Source organism: Rhodoferax sp. (assembly GCF_028688795.1).
GTDB lineage: Bacteria > Pseudomonadota > Gammaproteobacteria > Burkholderiales > Burkholderiaceae_C > Rhodoferax.
Genome location: NZ_JAQTXM010000003.1, coordinates 211672 through 233597 on the forward strand (window position 1 = coordinate 211672; position 21926 = coordinate 233597).

23 protein-coding genes are annotated in these 21926 nt (G+C 58.2%); 13 read left to right on the forward strand and 10 right to left on the reverse strand.

From position 1 onward, the window contains the following. Positions 1 to 8 precede the first annotated feature (8 nt). Genes PHQ58_RS03965 through PHQ58_RS03985 form a run of 5 tightly spaced genes read right to left on the reverse strand, consistent with a single transcriptional unit; the run spans position 9 to position 8604 of the window. Entirely contained in the window at positions 9 to 3929 is a 3921-nt protein-coding gene (locus tag PHQ58_RS03965) for a translocation/assembly module TamB domain-containing protein (protein ID WP_300107195.1), read from the reverse strand. Beyond that, positions 3929 to 5797, reverse strand: a complete 1869-nt coding sequence (locus PHQ58_RS03970; RefSeq protein ID WP_300107198.1) for an autotransporter assembly complex family protein — start codon at positions 5795 to 5797, stop codon at positions 3929 to 3931. Before PHQ58_RS03970 ends, PHQ58_RS03965 begins: the two co-directional genes overlap by 1 nt. Further along, the gene (locus tag PHQ58_RS03975) at positions 5794 to 7008 is read right to left on the reverse strand and encodes a VWA domain-containing protein (RefSeq protein ID WP_300107201.1); all 1215 of its coding nucleotides are present in this window, start codon (positions 7006 to 7008) and stop codon (positions 5794 to 5796) included. The genes PHQ58_RS03970 and PHQ58_RS03975 overlap by 4 nt, the downstream gene beginning before the upstream one ends. 3 nt (positions 7009 to 7011) lie before the next feature. Then, positions 7012 to 7608, reverse strand: a complete 597-nt coding sequence (locus tag PHQ58_RS03980) for a GNAT family protein (protein WP_300107205.1) — start codon at positions 7606 to 7608, stop codon at positions 7012 to 7014. Between the two features lie 27 nt (positions 7609 to 7635). After that, positions 7636 to 8604: an AAA family ATPase gene (locus PHQ58_RS03985; RefSeq protein ID WP_367187270.1), complete on the reverse strand. Its 969-nt coding sequence runs from the start codon at positions 8602 to 8604 to the stop codon at positions 7636 to 7638. A gap of 53 nt (positions 8605 to 8657) precedes the next feature. On the opposite strand from PHQ58_RS03985, the gene PHQ58_RS03990 reads away from it, so the two are divergent. Then, positions 8658 to 9317, forward strand: coding sequence for a c-type cytochrome (locus PHQ58_RS03990; protein WP_300107211.1), 660 nt, complete (start codon positions 8658 to 8660; stop codon positions 9315 to 9317). Between the two features lie 7 nt (positions 9318 to 9324). Here the strand turns inward: PHQ58_RS03990 and PHQ58_RS03995 are convergent, their stop codons facing one another. Next, entirely contained in the window at positions 9325 to 9759 is a 435-nt protein-coding gene (locus PHQ58_RS03995; RefSeq protein ID WP_300107214.1) for a DUF1841 family protein, read from the reverse strand. Positions 9760 to 9787: 28 nt separating this feature from the next. Beyond that, positions 9788 to 10444 (reverse strand): trimeric intracellular cation channel family protein, encoded by a 657-nt coding sequence (locus PHQ58_RS04000; RefSeq protein WP_300107216.1) that lies wholly within the window; start codon positions 10442 to 10444, stop codon positions 9788 to 9790. Positions 10445 to 10461: 17 nt separating this feature from the next. On the opposite strand from PHQ58_RS04000, the gene PHQ58_RS04005 reads away from it, so the two are divergent. Then, complete coding sequence (locus tag PHQ58_RS04005; RefSeq protein WP_300107219.1) at positions 10462 to 11226, forward strand: sulfite exporter TauE/SafE family protein; 765 nt, start codon at positions 10462 to 10464, stop codon at positions 11224 to 11226. Between the two features lie 118 nt (positions 11227 to 11344). On the opposite strand, the gene trmL is transcribed toward PHQ58_RS04005, so the two are convergent. Next, on the reverse strand, positions 11345 to 11827 hold the full coding sequence (gene trmL / locus PHQ58_RS04010; RefSeq protein ID WP_300107221.1) for a tRNA (uridine(34)/cytosine(34)/5-carboxymethylaminomethyluridine(34)-2'-O)-methyltransferase TrmL: 483 nt from the start codon (positions 11825 to 11827) through the stop codon (positions 11345 to 11347). 21 nt (positions 11828 to 11848) lie between these two features. Beyond that, a complete protein-coding gene (locus tag PHQ58_RS04015) occupies positions 11849 to 12544 on the reverse strand; it encodes a phosphoribosyltransferase family protein (RefSeq protein ID WP_300107224.1) in 696 nt (231 codons plus the stop codon). Positions 12545 to 12578: 34 nt separating this feature from the next. Here PHQ58_RS04015 and PHQ58_RS04020 point away from each other — a divergent pair, with 34 nt between their 5' ends. The 7 genes from PHQ58_RS04020 to PHQ58_RS04050 all read left to right on the forward strand — a co-directional run bounded on the left by PHQ58_RS04020 (position 12579) and on the right by PHQ58_RS04050 (position 17985). Further along, positions 12579 to 13490 carry a biotin synthase gene (locus tag PHQ58_RS04020; protein WP_300107227.1) on the forward strand — a complete coding sequence of 304 codons (912 nt, stop codon included), beginning with the start codon at positions 12579 to 12581 and terminating at the stop codon, positions 13488 to 13490. Next, complete coding sequence (locus PHQ58_RS04025; RefSeq protein WP_300107230.1) at positions 13483 to 13710, forward strand: cytochrome c oxidase subunit II transmembrane domain-containing protein; 228 nt, start codon at positions 13483 to 13485, stop codon at positions 13708 to 13710. The genes PHQ58_RS04020 and PHQ58_RS04025 overlap by 8 nt, the downstream gene beginning before the upstream one ends. A 152-nt stretch (positions 13711 to 13862) precedes the next feature. After that, entirely contained in the window at positions 13863 to 14738 is an 876-nt protein-coding gene (gene coxB, locus PHQ58_RS04030) for a cytochrome c oxidase subunit II (RefSeq protein ID WP_300107234.1), read from the forward strand. Between the two features lie 41 nt (positions 14739 to 14779). Continuing rightward, entirely contained in the window at positions 14780 to 16384 is a 1605-nt protein-coding gene (locus PHQ58_RS04035) for a cytochrome c oxidase subunit 1 (protein WP_300107236.1), read from the forward strand. 21 nt (positions 16385 to 16405) lie between these two features. Next, entirely contained in the window at positions 16406 to 16552 is a 147-nt protein-coding gene (locus PHQ58_RS04040) for a hypothetical protein (protein WP_300107239.1), read from the forward strand. Beyond that, positions 16531 to 17103, forward strand: a complete 573-nt coding sequence (locus PHQ58_RS04045; protein WP_300107241.1) for a cytochrome c oxidase assembly protein — start codon at positions 16531 to 16533, stop codon at positions 17101 to 17103. The genes PHQ58_RS04040 and PHQ58_RS04045 overlap by 22 nt, the downstream gene beginning before the upstream one ends. Before the next feature lie 18 nt (positions 17104 to 17121). Next, positions 17122 to 17985, forward strand: coding sequence for a cytochrome c oxidase subunit 3 (locus tag PHQ58_RS04050; RefSeq protein WP_300107244.1), 864 nt, complete (start codon positions 17122 to 17124; stop codon positions 17983 to 17985). Positions 17986 to 18113: 128 nt separating this feature from the next. Here the strand turns inward: PHQ58_RS04050 and PHQ58_RS04055 are convergent, their stop codons facing one another. Next, positions 18114 to 18320, reverse strand: coding sequence for a DUF2909 family protein (locus PHQ58_RS04055; protein ID WP_300107247.1), 207 nt, complete (start codon positions 18318 to 18320; stop codon positions 18114 to 18116). A gap of 66 nt (positions 18321 to 18386) precedes the next feature. Here PHQ58_RS04055 and PHQ58_RS04060 point away from each other — a divergent pair, with 66 nt between their 5' ends. The 4 genes from PHQ58_RS04060 to cyoE are packed head-to-tail and all read left to right on the forward strand — an operon-like array spanning position 18387 to position 21889. Then, on the forward strand, positions 18387 to 19097 hold the full coding sequence (locus PHQ58_RS04060) for an SURF1 family protein (RefSeq protein WP_300107249.1): 711 nt from the start codon (positions 18387 to 18389) through the stop codon (positions 19095 to 19097). Continuing rightward, on the forward strand, positions 19094 to 19771 hold the full coding sequence (locus PHQ58_RS04065; protein ID WP_300107252.1) for a hypothetical protein: 678 nt from the start codon (positions 19094 to 19096) through the stop codon (positions 19769 to 19771). The genes PHQ58_RS04060 and PHQ58_RS04065 overlap by 4 nt, the downstream gene beginning before the upstream one ends. Positions 19772 to 19796: 25 nt before the next feature. After that, the gene (locus tag PHQ58_RS04070; protein ID WP_300107255.1) at positions 19797 to 20999 is read left to right on the forward strand and encodes a heme A synthase; all 1203 of its coding nucleotides are present in this window, start codon (positions 19797 to 19799) and stop codon (positions 20997 to 20999) included. Between the two features lie 23 nt (positions 21000 to 21022). Then, entirely contained in the window at positions 21023 to 21889 is an 867-nt protein-coding gene (gene cyoE / locus PHQ58_RS04075) for a heme o synthase (protein WP_300107300.1), read from the forward strand. The last annotated feature ends 37 nt before the right edge of the window (positions 21890 to 21926 follow it).

The following is a 21926-nucleotide window of genomic DNA, read 5'->3' on the forward strand; positions in this document are numbered from 1 at the left end:
GCGCCTAATCAGTCGTAGCGCAATGTCCAGATCAGGTCGATGGCACTCTGTTCGCCGGTTTGCGCGCGCAGTGTCAGGCGTTTGGACAGGTCATAAAAAATGGTGAAAACGCCCATGGTACCGGCCAAGCCGCTCTCGTAAGCCACATAGAAATCATTGCTCAGGCGCTTGCCCAAGGTCACCGTGGCCCCGCTTGCAGTGTTGTCTGAACTGCCGCGAAAGCTCAGCTCATCCAGACCCAGTGCCTGGGTCAGGCTGGCGCTGGGCCCTTGGCCATTGCCTCCGAGCAGGGCCAGTGCAGCTTGCTGCAGTAAGGCGGCTTCGCCACCACTGCCGCTGGCTGAGCGACCCAGCACCAGCCAGGCCAGTTTTTCAGCTTCTGGCAGTTCGGGGTCGGCGTACAGGCGCACGACTGGCGATAAGGCTGTGCCCAGCACTTGCACCCCCACGCGTTGGCTCAACTTGGGACGAATCGCCAGGATGTCGAGCGCCGGGTTGTCCACTGGGCCGAAGAAACGCAGCACACCTTGCTCAATGTCCAGGCGCTGGCCGTAGGCCTGGTAGGTGCCACGCACGGTGCGCACAGAGCCGGTCAGCGTGGGGGCGGCGTTGCCAATGGCACGCAATTCAAGATTACCGGCCAGTCGGGTATCCAGGCCGCGTCCACGCATCGAGAAGTCCGGGCCCAGGTCAAGGGTGACTTGCACGTCGGGGCTGATGGTATTCACCGGACGCTTGGACGCTGGGTTAAGCACTGGCGCGTTGCGCTTGGCCAAGGCCTCTTGAGCTGCTTGCGCGGCAGAGGGGCGCACCACCACGTCGTCACCCAGCGTGGGGGCACTTTCGCTGGGCAGGGTGATCAGGGCTTGGTCGGCACTTAGCTTGCCACGTAGTACCAGGCGGGTGTCTTTGAGTTGCGCTGTCAGACGGCCCGAGACGGTGATGCGCCGGTCAGAACGGGTGCTCAGGCGCAGTGCTTTGGCGTTGGCTTCCAGCGAGATGGCCACGCGCTGCGCCAGCGGGGCATCCGGTTTGCCCGCAGGCAGCCACTGCGCTGTGCCGGTGACTTTGACCGTGCCGCCTGCCGTACCGCCAGCGCCAAACAAGGTGAAGTCGTCGATGGTGAGTTGTTGGCCTTCCAGTCGAGCGGTCAGGGAGCCTTGCTGAAAATCAATGCCGTCTGCCACCGAGCGCACCGCCAGGTCTTGCGCCCGCAGCGTGCCCAGCCAGTGGGGTTGCTTGCGCGTGCCCGTGAGGGTGGCATTGGCGTCCAGTGTGCCGCGCAAGCGCCAGCCCGGCGGCGCCAGCATCGACCAGGCATCCACGGGAGGTAGTTGCATTTGCAGGCTGCCGCCCAGCGGTGCATCGTCGGCCCATTGCAGGCCTTGGGCCAAATCAAGACGGGTGCTGAAGGCCATCAGCGCTTTGCCGGCACGCTCGCTGTCCCAGCGCAGGCTGCCAGACAGTTGTCCGCCATCCAGGTTGACGTTGAGCCGGGCTTCTTGCATGTTGGCAGGCAAGGCCCGCTGGCGGCTGGCATCCGTACTCAGGCGCAGGTCGCCCGAGCTGCGCTCCAGCAGGGCGCTCAGGTGTAAGGTGTCGGTGTGTTTGGCATCCCAGTTGCCAGCCAGGAGCACGTCGCTGCTCAGCCCTAGTTCGGTCATGCTTTTGTTGCTGAGCGCATCCAGCCAGGCCAGCGGCAGGCGGCTGATTTGCCCCTGGCTTTGCCAAAGTGCCTTGGGTTGTGTAGGCGTACCTGCTGAACCACGCTGTTGGGACCAGCGCGCCGGCTGCCAGCTTAAGCTCGCCACACCAGGCAAGGGGCCGGTGAGTTGTGCGCTGCTACCGCTCACGGTAAGTGTTTGGGTTAAGTTGTTTTGACGCCAGTCAAGGGCGACAGGAGCGTTTGCTGGCTGGGTCAGCTGCAATGACCAGCTACCGGGCTGCGCACTGTCTTGTGTGCTGAGCTTGAGCTGGTTCAAGGCCGCTTGCCAATGGTTGGCGTCCAGCTGGCTAGCGCTGAGTTGCGTCTGCCAATCGATCTGCCGTGTGCCCGTTTTGGCATGACCTTGGGCGCGCAATTGCAGCGCCGCCAGGGTGCCGGACAGGTCGACTTGCAGGTCATTGAAGTGCCAGCTTGTTGACTGGGGTGGGGTTGAAGTTGAAGCGGAAGTTGCAGTCGGTCGGCTGGTCCAGTCGAGTTTGGGGGCACGCAGCGCGGCGTCGATTTTCAAGCCAATGGCCTGGGCTTGCCAACCGCCTTGCCAGGTGGTCTTGAGTTCGGCTGCGCCTTCCAGGCTGGTTTGTCGCAAGGTGTTGGCCACGGCAGGGAATCGGCTGAGCCAACGGGTTGCCCGGGCAGCATCGGTCACGCTCACTGTCAGGTTGCCCTGGCCTGTCGCGCTGGACAAATTGCCATCCAGTGTGCTGTCCAAGCCAGGCAGGTTGAGCGTTGCCTGGCCTTTTGCGGCTTGGGTGACAGTGTGGTATTGCAGGTTTTGACCAACAAGGCGGGCGTCTTGTGCGTCGATGTGCAAGGTGTTCAGGCTGAGCAGCGGGCTTGCCCACAGACCGTCGGCTTGCAGGCTTTGCAGCTGAATGGCCTGAAAATGATCGATGGGCTGGTTTGGTTTGGCTGGGCTTGAATTTGACGGGCTTGCTTTGGCTAATCGTGGTTTGCCTGCATCGGATTGAATCCGGGCAGCAAAGCCGATGCCACTGGATGTTTGTCGGACTTGCACGCTGCCACTCATGGATGCGTTGGCCACGCGCGAGTCGATACCGGCCGGGTTGACACCTTGCAGGCTGGCCTCGCCTTGCCAAAGTCCCGCGTTGAACTGGCCCGTGCCGGTGACCGTGCCGCCAGCACCGGTGGCGCTCAGCGCCTGCAGCGCCCACTGCCCCTGCACAAAGTTGACGGTGGCACGCAAGCTGGCCAGCGGCAGGTGTTGCTGGTTCCAGGGTCCGGGCAGGTCGTTGGTCAGCAAGACCTGGCCTTGCCAACCGTCTCCGGCAGGCGTCACGTTAGCTTCTCCGGCAAGGCGGGTTTGTGGTGCTTGCGGCCAAAGGGCGGCCAGGTCCAGCGCTCGCCACTGGCCCTTGGCTTGGGTCAGTGGTTGGGCCTGCCAGGGCGCGATGATGGCCGACAGTGTGGCTTGCATTGCCTCGGCTTTGGCGGCGCGCGAGGCGTTATCCGCGGGCAGCTCAGGTGTCAAGGTGGCCTGCAGCGCAAGCTTCGCCTGCGGCCCGCTCAACTCACCGGTGAGGCTGGCGGCCGCCGCTACTGTCAGAGGTGTTGGTCGGGAGGGCACGGTGGTTGCCACCTGCCCATTGACTTGCAAGGTGAGCGCCATCGGGGCGAGTGCTTGCAGTTCACCATTGATTTGGTAAATACCTGATGAAATACGCCCCTGACCCTCTTCTATCTTGTGTGAGTAGCTATTAAAAATGTAGTGACCACTGAGGTCTGTGGCTTGCAGCGTGGTGCTGCCTGTCCAACTGAACGAGGCCACTTTGAAGGGAACATCGATGCTGATGGGCAGCGTCAGGTTGGCGGGCGGCGTGGGTGGCGTGTTGTCTGTGTTGGTGCGATGATCTTCAAAGGTGAGTGAAGCCACCGTGAGCTCACTCAGCCTTAACTGTTTGTTCAAAAGCGCCCCAAGGGTCCAGGCCACGCGGATGTCTTGCGCCTGCACACTGAGCTCGCCGCGTTGCCAGCGTAGCCAGCCAATGTGGCCGCCATCGCGCAGCGAGCCGCGCACGTCTTTGGCCTCCAGTGTCTGGTCGGCCGGCAAAAAACGTTGCAAGCGGGTGAGCAGGGCGGCCAGCGAGTCGCCTGTGCCGCTCCAAAACCACAGTGCGCCGGCAAGTACCAGCACGGCGGCAAGTGTGGCGGCCAGCAGTTTCAGGCCAATTTTGAGGGCATGCATCAGAAGGTAAAGCCCAGGTTCAGGTGCAGGCGAAGACGCCGCACATCCACGCCATAAGCCAGGTCAATTTGCAGCGGCCCGACCGGGCTCTTCCAGCGCGCGCCAATGCCCACACCTACCTTGGGGCTGAGTTCAGAGGTTTGGTTAGCCACAGCGCCTGCGTCCACAAACACGGTGCTTTCCCAGTCGCTCAGGTTGCCGTTGATGCGGATCGGGCGCTGCCATTCGATGCTCGCCGTGGTCAGGTAACGGCCTGCGGTGACGCTGCCATCGGCTAAGGTGACGCCAATGTCGTGCAGGCCATAACCGCGCACGCTGTTGTCGCCACCGGCCAGAAACAACTGGGTGCTGGGCAGGGTGAGGCTGTCTTTTGCAAGGATCGCACCAGCTGAGGCGCGCATGGCCAGGCGCCCGGCGCTGGCTTGCGTGGCGCTGTCAGTGCTGTTGTCGCCAAGCCCCCAGAAACCTTGCCATCGGGTCAGCAGTCGGGTGTAGACCTGATGGTCTGCGCCGAGCGTGCTGCCGCCGCCTACTTCAGCGCCCCAGCCCCATCCGCTTGAGGGAAACGGCAGGGTGTCGTAGTAACGCACGGCGAAGGCATAGTTGGCGCTGATGGACTGCGCAATCACCGGCTCTGTGATGTCAGTGTCCACCGACTCGGCCCGGTCGTATTGCAAATACAGGTTGCGGTCAATGCGCTGGTTGCTTTGTTTGCGCCCACCGCGCAACTGCTGGCTGGTGACATCGCGCGTGCCTAGCAACTGGTTTTGCAACAGGCCAGAGGTTACCCAGCGCCAATTGTCGGCATCTGGCGGTGAGGTCAGCTCAGAGCCAATAGCGCGGGTTTCGCGGTCGAGCTGCAGCTTGCTGACAGCCCGCCAGCCAATGCCCGGTACTTTGTGGTGCGTGTGCTCCACCGACAGTCGCGGCCCGGTGTCGGTGCTGATGCCAATCCCCAACACCAGCTTTTGCAGATTGGCCTCGCGCAGCTTCACCATGATCTGGGCGGCGTCCGGATTGGTCGTGGTGTCAAGGGTGAGATACGCCGAGTCAAAGTAACCGCTGTCCGACAGGCGTTGCTGTGCATCTACCAGTTCGGTCTGGCTGTAATCCGCACCGGGGGTGATGCGGGCCAGTCGCCGCACCAGGTCTTCGTCATAACGATTCAGACCTTCGATGACCAAATCGCCCATGCGGTAGGCCGCACCCGAGTCCAGCGTCACTTGCAGTTGCGCCTGGTGCGCATCTGGGTCAATGTCAGCCAGCGTGTTGCTGATGCGCCCGCTTGGGTAGCGCTGCGTGGTGAGCTGACGCAGCGCCTGCAGTTTGGCTGCGTCCCAGGCTGTTTGTGTGAAACGGCTGCCTGCGCGAAGTGACCAGTTGGTCTGGATGTCTTCGCGCTGGCTGGCCGCTGCGGCGTCCGTGGCAATGGCGCCGGTGAATGTGATCTGAACTTGTTGCACCCGGGTGGCTTCACCCGGCGTGACGGTGATGTTGACCACCGGCCAGGGTGTGCCGGCCGTGGCGCTTTGGCGTTCGATAACGATGGCTGGCGAGAAATAACCCAGCGTGCCAATGAGCTTGCGGGCGTCTTCCGTAGCCTGCGCCATCAGGCGTTCCAGCTCATCCTCATTGAGGTCGGTGAGTTCGCGATACCGTTGCAGTTCCAGATGGCGGGTCAGCAGTTGTTTGATGTCATCTGGCGCCTGGACGTTGATCACAAAGGCGGAACTTGTTGGCGCAAGCACCGCAGGTTGCTGCCCTGAATCGGGAGTCTGTGTCGCAAGTTGGGGTGTCAGGGCTGGGGATTGCGCCCAGATCAGACTCGGGGCAGCAGCGAGCACCACCATCAAGTGCCAGGCGTTCATTTGCTCAAGAGCCGCATGGTGTCTTCCAGCCCCTTGAGGGTCAGTGGAAACATGCGCCCGCTCATGAGTTGCTGCACGATGCTGATGCTCTGGCGGTATTGCCATACGCCTTGCGGTTCGGGGTTGATCCAGGCGAATTTGGGAAAGGTGCTGGTGAGCCGCCCCAGCCATGCCACGCCGGCTTCCTCGTTGCTGTATTCCACGCTGCCACCGGGCTGCAAGATCTCATACGGGCTCATGGTGGCGTCGCCAATGAAGATCAGTTTGTAGTCTTTGTTGTACTTGCGCAGAATGTCCCAGGTGGCAAATTTTTCGGCGTAACGGCGCCGGTTGTTTTTCCACATGAAGTCATACACGCAGTTGTGAAAGTAATAAAACTCCAGGTGCTTGAACTCGGCCTTTGCGGCTGAAAACAGCTCTTCAACCCGTGCAATGTGTTCGTCCATGGTGCCGCCTACATCCATCAGCAACAACACTTTGACGTTGTTGTGGCGTTCGGGGCGCATCTTGATGTCCAGGTAGCCGGCGTTGGCGGCGGTGCTGTGGATGGTGCTGTCCAGATCCAACTCTTCCACATGGCCTTCGCGGGCGAACTTTCGCAGGCGGCGCAAGGCCACCTTGATGTTGCGCGTGCCAAGCTCTTGTGTGTCGTCGTAGTCTTTGTAGGCACGCTGCTCCCACACCTTGACGGCACTTTTGTTCTTGCCCGGGCCGCCGATGCGGATGCCTTGCGGGTTGTAGCCACCGTGGCCAAAGGGGCTGGTGCCGCCGGTGCCAATCCACTTGCTGCCACCCTCGTGACGCTCTTTTTGCTCTTCGAGGCGTTTTTTGAGCGTTTCCATCAACTCGTCCCAACCCATTTTTTCGATGGCCGCTTTTTGCTCGGGGCTGAGGTTGCTTTCCAGTGTTTTCTTGAGCCACTCCAAAGGAATGTCTTTGGTGAAATCGGTGATGAGTTCGATGCCTTTGAAGTAAGCTGAAAAAGCCTTGTCGAACTTGTCGTAATGCTTTTCGTCCTTGACCAGGGTGGCGCGGCTCAGGTAGTAAAAATCGTCGATCTTGTAGCCACTGGGGGCGGCGCTGTCGTCATCCGGTTGGGCCGTTTTTGGCCCGACCACGCCGAGTTTCAAGGCTTCAAGCAGGGTCAGGAATTCCTTGACCGACACCGGCAGCTTGGCGGCGCGCAGGGTGTAGAAGAAGTCAATTAGCATGGCCTAGCTGCGAGGCTTGTCCAGCAAATACAGCAACTGCGCCTTGACTTCCGGCCATTCACCTTGGCGCAGGCTGTACATCACGGTGTCGCGGATGGTGCCATCGCGGCGCAGGGCGTGGCCACGGATCACGCCGTCTTTTTTGGCACCCAGGCGTTCAATGGCGGCTTGGGACGCAAAGTTGAAGTTGTCCGTGCGCCAGCCGACCACGTGGCAATCCAGAGCCTCGAACGCGTGGGTCAGCATGAGCAGTTTGCAGGTGGTATTAACATGGCTGCGCTGCACACTTTTGGCATACCATGTGTAACCAATTTCAACGCGTTTGACGGCTGGCAGGATGTCGTGAAAACTGGTGCAGCCTAGTACCTTGCCGCTGTCGGCTTCCACGACAGCAAATGCAAACCTGTTGCCCGCCTCGCGCATGGCCAAGGCGTCGTCGATGTACTTGCGGGTGTTCTCGGGCTCAGGCACCGAGGTGACACGAATATCCCAAAGCGCACCATCCGCCGCAGCGGCGCGCAGGCCAGCTTCGTGCTCAAGCGCCAGAGGCACCAGTGTGATGCCGCGTGTATTCAAGGTGACCGGTTCAACAAAAGCCATTCAATTTCTCCAAAATGTTCACAAGAATCACCGATTTCGGCTCTGCATGAACACCAGTTTTTCAAACAGTGTCACATCCTGCTCGTTTTTCAGCAAGGCACCGACCAGCGGCGGCACAGCCACTTTGTCGTCCTGCGTTTGCAAGGCGGACAAGGGAATGTCCTGCGCCATCAACAGTTTCAACCAGTCCAGCAGCTCGCTGGTGGAGGGCTTCTTCTTCAGGCCGGGCAGGTTGCGCACGTCAAAAAACGTCTTCATGGCAGCGCTGAGCAATTCAGCTTTCAGGCCCGGAAAGTGCACATCGACAATCTGTTTCATGGTCACTGCATCAGGAAACTTGATGTAGTGAAAAAAGCAGCGGCGCAAAAACGCGTCAGGCAGTTCTTTTTCGTTGTTGGAGGTGATGAACACCAGTGGGCGGTGCTTGGCACGAATCAATTCGCGGGTCTCATAACAATAAAACTCCATGCGGTCGATTTCACGCAGCAAGTCGTTCGGAAACTCAATGTCGGCCTTGTCAATCTCGTCAATCAGCAGGGCCACCGGCTGCTCGGCCGTGAACGCCTGCCACAGCACCCCTTTGACGATGTAGTTGTTGATGTCGCGCACGCGCTCGCCGCCATCCAGGTTCGACAGCTGCGAGTCGCGCAGGCGGCTCACTGCGTCGTACTCATACAAGCCCTGTTGCGCCTTGGTGGTGCTTTTGATGTGCCATTGCAGCAATGGCAAATTCAGTGCGGTCGCCACTTCTTCGGCCAGCATGGTTTTGCCGGTGCCGGGTTCGCCTTTAACCAGCAGCGGGCGCTGCAAGGTAATGGCGGCGTTCACCGAGAGCATCAGGTCATCGGTTGCGACGTAGTTTTGGGTGCCTTGGAATTTCATGGTGTGGGTCAGGAAAGTGAGGTCTATGGGCCGTGGGGTGGCATTTGGTTGGGTTGCAATCACGTCAATATCGGGTTTACGCCATGACGCGAGCGCTGGCTGGCTCCCTATAATTGTTTGATATTTATCAAATCAAACAACGCCCTTTAACGGATTGTCTTAGCAAAATGAACAAAATTCTGTTGTCCGTGTCGTCTCTGCTTGTCGCCTGTGCAACCACTGTGACGGCGTATGCACAAGATATCAAGGGAGATGCCGGGGCGGGTGCCCAGAAAAATGCGCTGTGTGTCGGCTGTCACGGCATCAAAGGCTACCACATTGGTTTTCCTGAAGTGCATCAGGTGCCGAAAATCTCAGGTCAGAGCGCTGGGTACATCCGCGCGGCTCTGCACGCTTACAAAACTGGCGATCGCAAGCACCCCTCCATGCGCACGCTGGCCAACAGCCTGAGCGATCAGGACATTGCCGATCTGGCCGCCTATTATGCTGGCACCGGCACCGGGGTAACGTTGCCAGCGGCAGCCGCAGAAGGCTCTGCCAAGGCCGCAGAGTTGGTTACCAAGGGTGGCTGCACCTCCTGTCATGGTGCCAATATGAGTAAACCCATTGACCCGGCCTACCCCAAGATTGCAGGCCAGCACAGCGACTATTTGTACGTTGCCTTGCGCTCTTACAAGACCAACGACAAGCCTCTGATCGGCCGAGGTAACCCCGTCATGGGCGGCATTGCCAAGCAGTTTTCCAATGCGGATTTAAAGGTGTTGGCCGACTACATGGGCGGCCTGCCCAGTGAGATGCAAACGGTGCAGCGTGACCGCCTGAAATAAGCGCGTTTCAGTCGCGTGTGGCGTGACGCTGCACGCAAGCCACATAGGCCTCGCCGTCGGGCGCCCGTTTGGCGCGCTGGCTCTCCCAGATCATTTGCCCGAGGCAGTCCATGGCCTCGTGGTGCGCTTCATGCAGTGAGTCGCGTTGGTGGGTGAGTAATTCAACGGCCTGTCGAATGCCGCGTGGCTGGTCGATGCTGCACTGTTCGCTGATCGACAAGTGCATCGACAAATGCAAGAAGCCGTTGGTTTTACCTTCTTCCACTTGCCCCATGGCCGCCAGCGCGGCGTCGACGTCAGACAACAATGCGTGGTACTCGGGGTGCTCATCAATCCACAGACTTGCTATTGTTTCAATAGCCTCAAGCGCTTGTTCTGCCTGCGCTTTGGCATAAACAGAGCAGAAAAATCGACGGACATCGGCTTGTGAAGGGTTGAACATGGTGGCGCGGATTGTCGCTGCTGCTGGGTCAGTCGATTTGCCAGGCTGGCAATTGCCAGTTACGCCACATGGCCAAACCACGCAGCCCAGCGGTGACGATCACACACGCCACCAGCGATACCCAACCCGGCGCGCCCAGTTGCCACAAGCCAATGTAAACCCAGCCCCCGGCAAAAGCGCACACCGCATACGGGCGGTGGTCGCTGAAGGCGGCGGGGATTTCGTTGCAGACAATGTCGCGCAGCACGCCGCCAAACACGCCGGTGATCAAGCCCATCAGCACGGCCACCAGCGCGGGCGACTGACTCAGCAGCGCCTGGTGGACGCCGGTGGCGGTGAAGAGCCCCAAGCCCAGCGCATCAGGCCATTCAATGGCTTTGCGCGTCAAATTAAAGTGATGACTGCGCATGAACAGCATGGCCAGCAAACAAAGGGCCAGCACACCCCACAACATTTCCACATGCCGCACCCAGAAAAACGGCCGCTCATCAAGCAACAAGTCGCGCAGCGTGCCACCGCCAAAGGCGGCCAGAAAGCCCACCACACAGACGCCGACGGCATCGAGCCGCTTTTGCGCGCCTTCCAAAATCCCCGACAATGCAAACGCTGCTGTGCCAGCCAGTTCGACGGTAAGACGAAGGGTTTGTCCCCAATGTTGAATGCTGTCCAAGCTTGAATTTTCCATCTCTTAATTGTCGCGCCATGGCCTTGCCGGAAACTTATCCCTTCATCACCGATCCGTATTTTTATGTGGTCACCATCCCCGCCGTGCTGCTGCTGGGGGTGAGCAAAAGTGGCTTTGGCGCCGGGTTTGGCTCGCTGGCCGTGCCGATGATGGCACTGGCGGTGAGTGTGCCGCAGGCCGCGGCTATTTTGATGCCGGTGCTGCTGCTGATGGACGTGTTGGGTATGGCGGCGTTTCGCAAAGACTTTGACCTGAAGCTGCTGAAATTTTTGATTCCCTGCGGTCTGGTTGGTATCGTGGTGGGTGCGCTGCTTTTTAAATTGCTCAACGCCCACACGGTGGCGGGCATTGTGGGGGGCTTCACTTTGTTGTTTCTGGCGCAGCGCCTGCTGTTTCCACCCAAGGCTGACAGCCCGCCACCGCCGCGTTGGCTGGGCGCCATTCTGACGGCCACTTCCGGCTTTACCAGCTTCATTGCCCACGCTGGTGGGCCGCCGGTGAACGCCTACATGATCCCGATGCGGCTGTCACCCATTCGGTTCACCGCCACCATGGCGTTTTTCTTTTTTGTGATCAACCTGGCCAAGTGGGTGCCTTACGCCTGGCTGGGGCTTCTGGACTGGCGCAATTTCGCCACGTCTTTGGTGTTGTTGCCGATTGCACCGATTGGTGTGTGGGTGGGCGTGCGGCTGGCGCGGCGCATCAGCCAGGTGCTGTTTTACAGGTTTTTGTACGCCGGGATGTTTCTAACCGGGATCAAGCTGCTGTGGGATGCTGTGTAATATTTGCTATATAAAAAATAGCTTCTTGCGCTTATATTTAAAGGGCTACAGGCTATTTCATTAAAAATATTCGAATGGAACCTTGCAGTCTCTTCAAACAAATCAAGTGATCAGGTGTTTAAAAATTCTGCGGCATGGTGTTGGCAAAACCATTTTGTCGCCAGGCTTCAAACACGGTTACTGCCACGGCGTTGGACAAATTCAGGCTGCGCTGCCCGGCCACCATGGGTAATTTGATGGCTTGCCCAGGGGCAAAAGACTGGCGCACAAGCTCACTCAAACCCTTGGTTTCCGAGCCAAACACAAGGTAGTCACCTGGGGTAAAACGTGCATCGAACACGTTTTGACTGGCCCGTGTGGTCATGGCAAACAAGTGTTCTGTCGCGGGCTGCTCAGTGTCCAAAAACGCTTGCCAACTGGCGTGGCGCGTCAGCGTGGCGTACTCGTGGTAATCCAGCCCGGCGCGGCGCATGTGTTTGTCTTCCATGGAAAAACCCAGGGGCTCGATCAGGTGCAAGGTGCAGCCGGTGTTGGCCGCCAGGCGAATGACGTTGCCGGTGTTGGGGGGAATCTCGGGCTCAACCAGAACAATATGAAACATGGCTGAATTGTCGCCCAGTGCTCATTCAGTCCTGGCAAAGACCAGGCCGGTAATGTGGCTCGCGCCTGCCGCCCGCAACACGCGAGCGGCGGCATGCAGTGAGGCCCCGGTGGTCATCACATCATCCACCAGCACAATGCGCGCCGCTTTGACACGGTGTGCCAGCAGCGGGTCGATGGCAAAGGCGTGGTCCAGCGCCGTCAGCCGCTGTGTGCGCTTGAGGGTGTGTTGTGCCGGCGTGTCCTGAATGCGCAGCAGCACGCCGGTGTGCGTTTTGGCCGCGCTCAGCGCACGCGCCAACAAGAGTGCCTGGTTGTAACCGCGCGCTGCCAGACGCTCAGTTGAAAGCGGCATGGGCAGCAGCAGGTCGGCACTGTCCAGGGTCGGTTCAACCCACGGCGTGGCTTGCAGCAGGGTGGCAAAGTTGCGCACCAGGCCACATTGGTCATGAAATTTGAAGTCTGCAATCAGGCTCGACCACGGGTAGGCGTAGGCCACGGCTGCCAGGCACTGGTCCAGGGGTGGCGGGCTTTTCAGGCACGCACCGCATTGCGGCATGCCGTTCGGCAAGGGCAGGGCGCAGGTGTGGCAGCGCTGGTGAGGCTGTGCGAATTGCCCGACGCAGTCCTCGCACACGGCCTGCGCTGGCCAGCTGTGGCAGACCCGGCATTGGCCGGGCAGCGCGGTAATCAGCCCTGAGAACAATTTGGTGAGCATGGCTCAATATACTCGCGGCTTATCAAAATAAGCCATGGCCGACCTCCACCCCCCCACCATCGACCCCACAGCCGCGCAGCGTTGGCAGGGCATGCCCCTGAGCGCGTCGCCGTGGCTGCACGAAGAAGTGGCACAACGCATGCAGGAGCGCCTTGACTGGATCAAACAGCAGCCCGACAGCTGGGTGCATTGGGCGCCGCTCAGTGGCGGCATGCAGGCGCATGGCAGTTTGGCGCGGCGCTACCCGAACGCCGCCTGTACCGTGCTGGAAACATCGCCGCAGCGCGTAGCCCAGGTTGCCCAGACCTTGAAGCCATCCTGGTGGAGCACCCAGCGCTGGCTGCAACCGCAAGCCCAAGTGGGTGCACAGGTGACGCAGCCCGCGCAGATGCTGTGGGCCAACATGTGCCTGCACATGGCCGCTGACCCGCAGGCACTGATGGCGCAGTGGCACCGTGCATTAAAAGTAGACGGGTTCTTGATGTTCTCTTGTCTGGGGCCAGACACGCTCAAGGAACTGAGGGCGCTGTACCAGTCCTTGGGCTGGCCGGCGCCCAGCCATGAATTCACCGACATGCACGACTGGGGTGACATGCTTGCGACGGTGGGTTTTGCCGAACCGGTCATGGACGTGGAACACATCACGCTCACGTTTGAGAGCCCAGAGCGGTTGCTTCAAGAGCTGCGGGGCCTGGGGCGCAATTTGCATGTGGGGCGCTTCCAAGGTATGCGTGGCCGGCGTTGGCACGCCGAGTTGCTGGCGGCAGCGGCCAAACAGCCTTTGCAACTGACATTTGAAGTGGTTTACGGGCACGCGTTCAAGCCCACGCCACGCTTGACAGTCAGTGCCCAGAGTGAAATTTCCCTTGATGAGATGCGTGCGACCTTGCGGCGCGGAAAAATGGTGGGCACAACCAGCCTGCCGAAGGAGGACTTGCATGACTGAGTTTGGTTTTCGCTGGGCACTGATGGTGGTGTGCTTGCTGATTTTTGTGCTGGCTTTTTCTGCCTTGCTTTGGGCTGCCTGGCGGCACCACCGTGGCGAGACGCCCGAGCGGGCTAATTTCCATAGCTCGCTGGCGGTTGAAATTGCCTGGACCGTGGCGCCTGTTGTGATCGTGTTGTTGCTGGTTTGGCCTACCGCCCGTATTTTCTGGACGCCCTGACGCCCAGGTTGCACCCCGGGTGGGCTATGTGGCATGGGGTTTTCCCGCGTAGTTTCACGCTGGTTTTTGGGTGATGATCCATTAGAATCTATTGATAAATATCAAATAGTGGATCTCCCGCGGCCACTCCCCCATCAGAAGGACAGCGATTTATGCGTAGCATGTACAAGTTTTGCTTGGGCGCTTTGCTGGCGTTAGGCTCGGCAGCAGCCTTGGCTGGTTATGCGTTTAATTTTCCAGAACCCGTGACGCCGATTGCGCGCGAAACGCTGCACATGCATAACCTGGTCATGGTTGTGATCTTGATCATGTTCTTCCTGGTGTTTGGCTTGTTGATTTATTCCTTTGTTACCCACAATAAAGCGGCGGGTTACAAGGCTGGTAAATTCACTGGCCCCAACAACCGCAAGCAATGGCTTTGGGTGTTGTCGCCTTTTGCCCTGCTGTTTTTCATTGACTACGTGGTGTTTGGTATTCCTGCCTACCATGCCGTGGTGTTGTACGAAGACACCAAGACTGATGCCGAGTTGGTGGTCAAGGTCACGGGTAGCCAGTGGTTGTGGCAATACGACTATCCCGCTGAAGGCGTGAGTTTCACCAGTCGCCTGACCACACCTCGCGACCAGATCGACAACGGTGCTGCCAAGGGTGAGCACTATTTGCTGGAAGTGGACAACCCGCTGGTGTTGCCCGTGGGTAAAAAGGTTCGGTTCATCACCACGTCCAACGACGTGATTCACAGCTGGTGGGTGCCTGCTTTTGGTGTCAAACGCGATGCCGTGCCTGGCTTCTTGCGCGAATTCTGGGCCACGGTTGAAAAAACTGGCACGTACCGCGGTCAGTGTTCTGAGCTTTGCGGTAAAGAGCATGGCTTCATGCCGGTGGTGGTCAATGTGGTGACGCAGGAAGAGTTCGCCAAGTGGCTGGCCAGCAAGAAGCCAGCGGCCGCGCCTGCAGCAGCGGTGGTGGCACCCGTGGCCGCGACGGCGCCGCCGGCCAAGGCTGTGGTCGCTCAGGCTGCCCAGTAAATCAGCATAGATATTCAGAAATTCAGCAGAAGGAGTTGGTAATGGCACACGATATGGCACATGGCTTGCCGGTAGCGGATTCGCATGACGGGCACTACAAGGGCGGTTGGGTTCGCTGGTTGGAAACCACCAACCACAAAGACATTGGCATCATGTACCTGATCTTCGGCTTTCTCATGCTGTTTTTGGGTGGAGCCATGATCTTGACGGTACGGCTGGAGCTGTTTCAGCCGGGTCTGCAGTTTGTCCAGCCAGAGCTGTTTAACCAGCTGATCACCTTGCACGGTCTGGTGATGGTGTTTGGTTTTGCCATGCCGGTTGCCACCGGTCTGGCCAACTACATGTTGCCGATGATGATTGGCGCCCCCGACATGGCCTTGCCGCGCCTGAACAACTGGGGCTTTTGGATTTTGCCGCCAGCTGCCATCATGCTGACGCTGCCGTTTTTCCTGGGTTTGATGGGTATTGGCCCGGGCGCGGTTGACACCGGCTGGACGCTTTACGCGCCGCTTTCGATTCAAAGCGGTTGGGGCATGGACTTTGCCATTTTTGCCATTCACATGCTTGGGGTGTCGTCCATTTTGGGCTCTATCAATGTGATCGTGACCATTGTCAACATGCGCGCGCCTGGCATGACGATCATGAAGATGCCGTTGTTTGCCCATGGCTTTCTGATGACGGCTGTGTTGCTCATCACCATCATGCCGGTGTTCGCAGGTGGCGTGACCATGGTGCTGATGGACCGTCACTTTGGTACCCATTTCTTTAACGCCGCGGGTGGTGGCGACCCCGTGTTGTGGCAACACATTTTCTGGTTTATGGGTCACCCTGAGGTGTATGTGCTGCTGTTGCCGATTGCTGGTGCTCTGCCTCATGTGTTCTCGGCCTTTGCACGCAAGCCCATCTACGGCTACAAAGCACAGGTGTATTCGTTCTGGGCGATTGCTGGTTTGGGCCTGGTGGTGTGGGCGCACCACATGTTTACCAGCGGCATGTCGCTGGGAAGCCAGATTTACTTCATGTACATCACCATGGCCATTTCGTTCCCGCTGGCGGTGCTGTTCTTCTGCTGGATTGCTACCATCTGGAAGGGCTCGATGAGTTTTGAAACCCCAATGTTGTTTGCCTTGGGCTCGTTGGTGTTGTTTGGCTGGGGCGGTGTGACTGGTCTGGCACTGTCCGATGCGGCAGCTGACCCTCAGTACCACAATGCCTATTTCATGGTGGCGCATTTTCACTACGCGTTCTATCCCACAGCAGTGATGGGTGCCATGGCCGCGGTTTACTATTGGCTACCCAAATGGACTGGCCACATGCTCAACGAGTCTATTGGCAAGTGGCACTTTTGGGTGACCATTGTTGGTTTTAACCTGACCTTCATTCCACAGTTTTTTGTCGGTCTGGCCGGTATGCCTCGCCGCATTCCCGACTACCCGGTGATGTTTGCGGAGTGGAACATGATCTCCAGCATTGGCGCATTCATTTTGGGCGCAGCGCATTTGATCTTTGTTTACAACGTCTACAAAACGATCAAAGGTGGCGACAAGGCTGCCGACAAGGCTTGGGAAGGTGCAGAGGGGCTGGAATGGACGGTGCCGTCGCCTGCGCCGTATCACACCTTTGAAACCCCTCCGGTCATCAAATAATTCTGTGCAGGGCCTGTCATCATGAAACTGTTTGAGTCCAATGTGCCGGTGATGGAAGCGGCCGAGTGGGAAAAGCGCAAGCGCAGCAACAAGCGTTTAGGCTATATCTTTGGCGCGATCGTGTTGGCCATATTTCTGGGTTCCATATGGAAATATCGCCCGTTCTGAGCGGGCTATCAACGGCTGACCGGCAGCGCAGTAATGTGCGTATGGCGATCAAGCTGGGCTTCGTGGCTCTGTTTTTTGTCGGTTTCGGTTTTGGCATGGTGCCGCTTTACGACGTGATTTGCGAGCTCACCGGCTTGAATGGCAAAACCAACGCGGTGGCCATGGTGGCTGACAAAAACACGCAGGTTGATCTGACACGTAAGGTAAAAATTGAGTTTTTGAGTCACTCCATGCCCGGCGTGGGTTTGTCGTTCAAGTCAGAGCAGTTTTCCATTCGCGTGCATCCGGGCGAAATCTCGCACATGAACTACACCATTACAAACACCAGCGACAAGGTGTTTGTGGGTCAGGCTATTCCCAGCATCACACCGGCGGTAGCCGCCCAATATTTTGAGAAACTTGAATGTTTTTGCTTCAGTCAACAGACCTTTGCGCCTGGTGAGACGCGCACCATGCCGGTGGTCTTTGTTGTGAACCCCAAGTTGGATCGTGATTTTGGAACCGTGACGCTTTCGTACACATTTTTTGAAGCCGTTAAAGGCAAAAGCTGATTTGATAAGGAAACAGGAATGACACACGCTACACAACCGGCTGCGCGCGGACACTACTTTGTGCCCGCAGCCAGTCATTACTCCACGTTTTTGTCCGTGGGTATTTTCCTTTTGGCGTTGGGCTTCATCTTCAGGCTGAACGGGACACCACCTGGCATCTGGAGCATGCTGATTGGTGCCGCGCTGATTGTGTATGTGATCGTTGGCTGGTTTGGCGAGATCATCAGTGAGAACTTGCGTGGGGCATATAGCCTTTGGGAAGACCGTTCCTACCGCATTGGCATGGTGTGGTTCATTTTTTCCGAGGTGATGTTTTTTGCTTGTTTTTTTGGTGCGTTGTATTACATCCGTCGTATTTCCCTGCCAGAACTGGCCGGGTTCGAAGAATCCCTGTCACCCTACGGAAAGTTCACCAGTGTCTGGCCAAGTGCTGGCCCATTGGGAGACCCTTTCCTGCCGATGCATGCCTGGGGTATTCCAGCCATCAATACCATGTTGCTGTTGACATCTGGTGCAACGCTGACCTGGGCGCATTGGGGTCTGATCAAGGGCAAGCAAAGCCAGCTGACTTGGGGCTTGGCCCTGACCGTGGCACTTGGCGTGACGTTCATGGGCTTTCAGATCTTTGAATATGCCCATGCTTACTCTGAGATGGGCTTGACACTTGGTGCCGGCGTGTATGGGGCCACGTTTTATATCTTGACTGGCTTTCACGGTATGCACGTCACGCTGGGAACCATCATGCTGATGGTCATGCTGTGGCGTGGCATGAAAGGGCATTTTTCTGAGCACAACCATTTTGCGTTTGAAGCCGTGGCCTGGTACTGGCACTTTGTGGACGTGGTCTGGCTGATCTTGTTTGTGTTTGTCTACATTCTTTGATGCGCCTAAGCACAACTGGCTACTGAGTTGTGCTTCCCGCAAGGGCGAATTCAGAGGCCTGTATTTTTGACTTCCCAGCCATTGACTGGCTGGCGCTGTGAAACCTATGGCTTTTCGAGTCTTTCGAATTACCCGCGGCCGGGAATCAGGCCAAAGTAAAAACTGGCCAGCAGCGCAAGAAACAAGCCGATCGACAAGCTGATGCGCACAGTCAGCGCTTGCACCACCAGTTTGCGCTTGGCTGGATCATCGCTTTTGAACAGCATCGCAAGTGCACTGAATAGGCTTACCAAAATCAGTGCCAAGGTTGCCAGAATTAAAATTTTCGCCAGCATTGCGATGTCTCTCTCAAAAGTTTCGCTGCATTATGCTTGCTCACCATCGGCTTCTGCACCACACCCATGCATTTTCAAATTCGGTTGATTCCCACCCTGGCCATGTTGCTCGGCATGGCGCTGTTCATTTACCTTGGGGCTTGGCAAACTGGCAAAGGCGACCGCCTGGAGGCTGAGCTTGCGCAGCATGCACTGCGTGGTCAACTAGGGCCAACGGTGGTCACAGGACAAATGCTGGACGCTCAAGCGGCGCAGGATGCACCGTTATTGGTCACCGGCACTTTTGAGGCGCAGCACCAGATTTTCCTGGACAACCGGCAAGAAAATGGCCAGCCTGGTGTGCATGTCATCACGCCGCTTCACATTGACGGCAGCGATACTCGGATTCTTGTGAACCGTGGATGGATTGGCTGGAGTCAGGGGCGTTCGGTGTTGCCCGTGGTGCCAACACCTTTGGGGCGTGTTCAAGTTGTTGGGTTAGGTGTCGTGCCTTCCACAAAGAAATTCTTTTTAATGCCTGACCATCCCGATGCACAAACGAAGCTGTGGACGCGTGTGGACATGCCCCGATTTGCATCGATGATTGGCCATCCTTTGCAGCCAGTGGTCTTGGAGCAGACTGGTGGCGATGTCTCCGACACGCTGGTGCGGCATTGGGGGCCACCTGAAGATCGCGTGGGTAAGCACCGCGGTTACGCTTTTCAGTGGTTTGGCATGGCTGCTGCTCTATTGCTGTTTTATCTGGTTGCCAGTTTTCGCAAAGGTGAGCGTTCATGAGCCAGCAACGGACTGACGAGGTGTTGGGGTTGGTCGTGCATTCCTTGCCGACACCTGGGGATTCCGCTGGTTCAAGCTTGAGCGGGCGATTGAAGCTGTTGGCGATTTTGCTGGCATGCTCGCTGCCGGTGCTGGTGGCCTACTTTGTGTTTTATGTGGTGCGGCCGCAGGGTGAAGCTGGGTTTGGAGAATTGATTACCCCGGTGCGACCAGTGCCGCAAGTGCAGGCCACCGGGCTGGACGGCGCCCAGCAGCCTTTGTCTTCGCTCAAAGCGCAGTGGTTGCTGGTCAAGGTGGATGGCGGGGCGTGTGTGCAGGATTGCCAGAAACAGCTCACCGTCTTGCGTCAGTTTCGTTTGATGCTGGGCAAAGACATGGACCGCATCGACTGGCTCTGGTTGATCAATGACCAGGCCCCGGTCGATGTCAAGCTGGCCGCCAGTCTGAAACATGACCGCGCCACGGTTCTGCGGGTGGATGCCGACACGCTCAACATATGGCTACCGACCCCTGCAGACAAGTCGTGGAAAGACTACTTTTTTGTGGTTGACCCGATGGGCAACACCATGATGCGTTTCCCTTCAAGGCTGGACAGCGCTGGCGCAGCCAAGGCCAAACGCGACATGGAGCATCTGCTGCGCGCTTCCTTGCCTTGGGACCCGCCGGGGCGATGAAGCGCCACTCCGAGCAGATGTCGGTATGAACGTTCAACCTCTTTACGACCTGACTCCGCTGGCCAGCCTGCTGGGCTTCGGCGCATTGCTGGCGTTTGGGCCACTGGCTTGGGTGTATTGGCGCAACCGCCATACACATCCTTTGCAGCGCTTGCAGGCGTTGCGCTTGTTCACGCTGTATTTAACCTTTGATTTGATTTTGTTTGGCGCCTTTACCCGGCTCACAGACTCTGGTTTGGGCTGCCCCGATTGGCCGGGTTGTTATGGCAACACCTCGCCCTTTGGGGCCAGCCACGCCATTGCTGCCGCTCAAGCAGCCATGCCCAGCGGGCCAGTGACGCAAGCCAAAGCCTGGATCGAGATGATTCACCGTTACCTGGCCACGGGTGTCGGGGCTTTGATCGTGGCGATGACGGTTGCCAGTTGGTTGAGCCGGCGAAAAAATAGCGGGGTGGATGGCGGCTCATTCGTTTCGGGCCTGTCACCCTGGTGGGCCACCGCCACATTGGTTTGGGTCTGTTTACAAGGTGCTTTTGGTGCCTTGACCGTCACCATGAAACTGTTTCCAGCCATCGTCACGCTGCATCTTGCCGGGGCGCTGGTGTTGCTGGCATTGCTGTGTGTGCAAGTGGTGCGCGGCGGTGCCACGCCGGTGCGGCGCCCCATGTCAGCCGCATTGCATAAATCGGCTGGGGTCGCAGCTGCGTTGTTGGCGGTGCAAATTTTGCTGGGCGGCTGGGTCAGCACCAACTACGCCGTGCTGGCTTGCAGCGATTTCCCCTTGTGTCAAAACCGCTGGTGGCCCGAGATGAATTTCTCGCAAGGTTTTGAGTTGTGGCGGCACCTTGGTGTCAACTCTGAGGGGGAGTCCATCAGCTTTGCTGCCTTGACGGCGATTCACTATGCACACCGGTTAATGGCTTATGGGGTGCTGATTGTGCTGGCGCTGTTGGCTTGGCAGCTTAACCGCCGTCCGGTCTGGCGCCGTCACAGTAGGGCACTGGCCGCGCTGGTTGGGCTGCAGTTGGCCACCGGTTTGAGCAATGTGGTGCTGGACTGGCCGCTGCTGGCCGCTTTGATGCACACGGGTGGTGCTGCGGCGCTGGTGTTGGTGCTAACCTGGACCCTCGCCAGTGCGGCGTCGGTGGCTCCGGATGATTCCCCCGTTAAAGCGAGCGCACGTGCAGCAGCCTCTTGCGCGCCCCCTGAACCTGGAAAATTTGCGTGATTCCCCTTGTCCAACCTGCTGCCATGTCAGCTTTTGCCCAGTATTACGCACTCACCAAGCCGCGGGTGATTCAGTTGATTGTGTTTTGCGCCTTGATCGGTATGGTGCTGGCAGTGCCTGGTGTGCCGTCCTGGCGCGAAGTTGGCGTGGCGGCGGTTGCGTGTTTGGGGATTTGGCTGGTGGCGGGCGCTGCAGCTGCGTTCAACTGCATCATTGAAAAAAGCATTGATGCCAAGATGAAGCGCACCGCTTGGCGGCCGACGGCCAAGGGTGAATTGGGCGACCGGCAAACGTTGCTGTTTTCAGCGACCCTGTGTGCGGCAGGGTCTGCCCTGCTGTATTTTGCGGTCAACCCGCTCACCATGTGGCTCACGTTTGCCACCTTCATTGGTTATGCGGTGATTTACACCCTGATTTTGAAGCCCCTGACGCCGCAAAACATTGTGATCGGTGGGGCCTCGGGCGCCATGCCGCCAGTGCTGGGCTGGGCGGCGATGGCCGGCAATGTGGGGCCGGAAGCCCTGATTCTGTTTTTGATTATTTTCCTGTGGACGCCACCACACTTTTGGGCTTTGGCGCTGTACCGAGTGGAAGACTACCGCAAGTCTGGTTTGCCCATGCTGCCGGTGACCCATGGCAATGAATTCACCCGCCTGATGGTGCTTCTCTACACCTTCATCTTATTTGCAGCGTGTTTGTTGCCGTTCATTTATGGCATGAGTTCCTGGTTGTATCTGGCAGCGGCGGTGCTGCTAAGCGCTGGTTTTTGCCTGCATGGTTACTGGCTTTGGCGTGAATACTCCGACCTTCTGGCGCGCAAAACTTTTCGCTTTTCGCTGATTCATTTGAGCCTGCTGTTTGCCGCGCTGCTGATTGATCACTACGTGTGACCGTCAGATGACCGGGCTTGCCCGGTTTATGATGGTT

Bases quoted from the DNA above. Each gene is read 5' to 3' on its own strand.
- PHQ58_RS03980 (WP_300107205.1), bottom strand. From the start codon at position 7,608: ATGGCTTTTGTTGAACCGGTCACCTTGAATACACGCGGCATCACACTG.
- PHQ58_RS03990 (WP_300107211.1), top strand. From the start codon at position 8,658: ATGAACAAAATTCTGTTGTCCGTGTCGTCTCTGCTTGTCGCCTGTGCA.
- PHQ58_RS04045 (WP_300107241.1), top strand. From the start codon at position 16,531: ATGGAAATATCGCCCGTTCTGAGCGGGCTATCAACGGCTGACCGGCAG.
- PHQ58_RS04055 (WP_300107247.1), bottom strand. From the start codon at position 18,320: ATGCTGGCGAAAATTTTAATTCTGGCAACCTTGGCACTGATTTTGGTA.
- trmL (WP_300107221.1), bottom strand. From the start codon at position 11,827: ATGTTTCATATTGTTCTGGTTGAGCCCGAGATTCCCCCCAACACCGGC.
- PHQ58_RS04070 (WP_300107255.1), top strand. From the start codon at position 19,797: ATGAACGTTCAACCTCTTTACGACCTGACTCCGCTGGCCAGCCTGCTG.
- PHQ58_RS03965 (WP_300107195.1), bottom strand. From the start codon at position 3,929: ATGCATGCCCTCAAAATTGGCCTGAAACTGCTGGCCGCCACACTTGCC.
- PHQ58_RS04025 (WP_300107230.1), top strand. From the start codon at position 13,483: ATGACTGAGTTTGGTTTTCGCTGGGCACTGATGGTGGTGTGCTTGCTG.
- PHQ58_RS04005 (WP_300107219.1), top strand. From the start codon at position 10,462: ATGGCCTTGCCGGAAACTTATCCCTTCATCACCGATCCGTATTTTTAT.
- PHQ58_RS03995 (WP_300107214.1), bottom strand. From the start codon at position 9,759: ATGTTCAACCCTTCACAAGCCGATGTCCGTCGATTTTTCTGCTCTGTT.
- PHQ58_RS04050 (WP_300107244.1), top strand. From the start codon at position 17,122: ATGACACACGCTACACAACCGGCTGCGCGCGGACACTACTTTGTGCCC.
- PHQ58_RS03970 (WP_300107198.1), bottom strand. From the start codon at position 5,797: ATGAACGCCTGGCACTTGATGGTGGTGCTCGCTGCTGCCCCGAGTCTG.
- PHQ58_RS04060 (WP_300107249.1), top strand. From the start codon at position 18,387: ATGCATTTTCAAATTCGGTTGATTCCCACCCTGGCCATGTTGCTCGGC.
- PHQ58_RS04000 (WP_300107216.1), bottom strand. From the start codon at position 10,444: ATGGAAAATTCAAGCTTGGACAGCATTCAACATTGGGGACAAACCCTT.
- PHQ58_RS03975 (WP_300107201.1), bottom strand. From the start codon at position 7,008: ATGCTAATTGACTTCTTCTACACCCTGCGCGCCGCCAAGCTGCCGGTG.
- PHQ58_RS04015 (WP_300107224.1), bottom strand. From the start codon at position 12,544: ATGCTCACCAAATTGTTCTCAGGGCTGATTACCGCGCTGCCCGGCCAA.
- PHQ58_RS04035 (WP_300107236.1), top strand. From the start codon at position 14,780: ATGGCACACGATATGGCACATGGCTTGCCGGTAGCGGATTCGCATGAC.
- PHQ58_RS04040 (WP_300107239.1), top strand. From the start codon at position 16,406: ATGAAACTGTTTGAGTCCAATGTGCCGGTGATGGAAGCGGCCGAGTGG.
- cyoE (WP_300107300.1), top strand. From the start codon at position 21,023: ATGTCAGCTTTTGCCCAGTATTACGCACTCACCAAGCCGCGGGTGATT.
- coxB (WP_300107234.1), top strand. From the start codon at position 13,863: ATGCGTAGCATGTACAAGTTTTGCTTGGGCGCTTTGCTGGCGTTAGGC.
- PHQ58_RS04065 (WP_300107252.1), top strand. From the start codon at position 19,094: ATGAGCCAGCAACGGACTGACGAGGTGTTGGGGTTGGTCGTGCATTCC.
- PHQ58_RS04020 (WP_300107227.1), top strand. From the start codon at position 12,579: ATGGCCGACCTCCACCCCCCCACCATCGACCCCACAGCCGCGCAGCGT.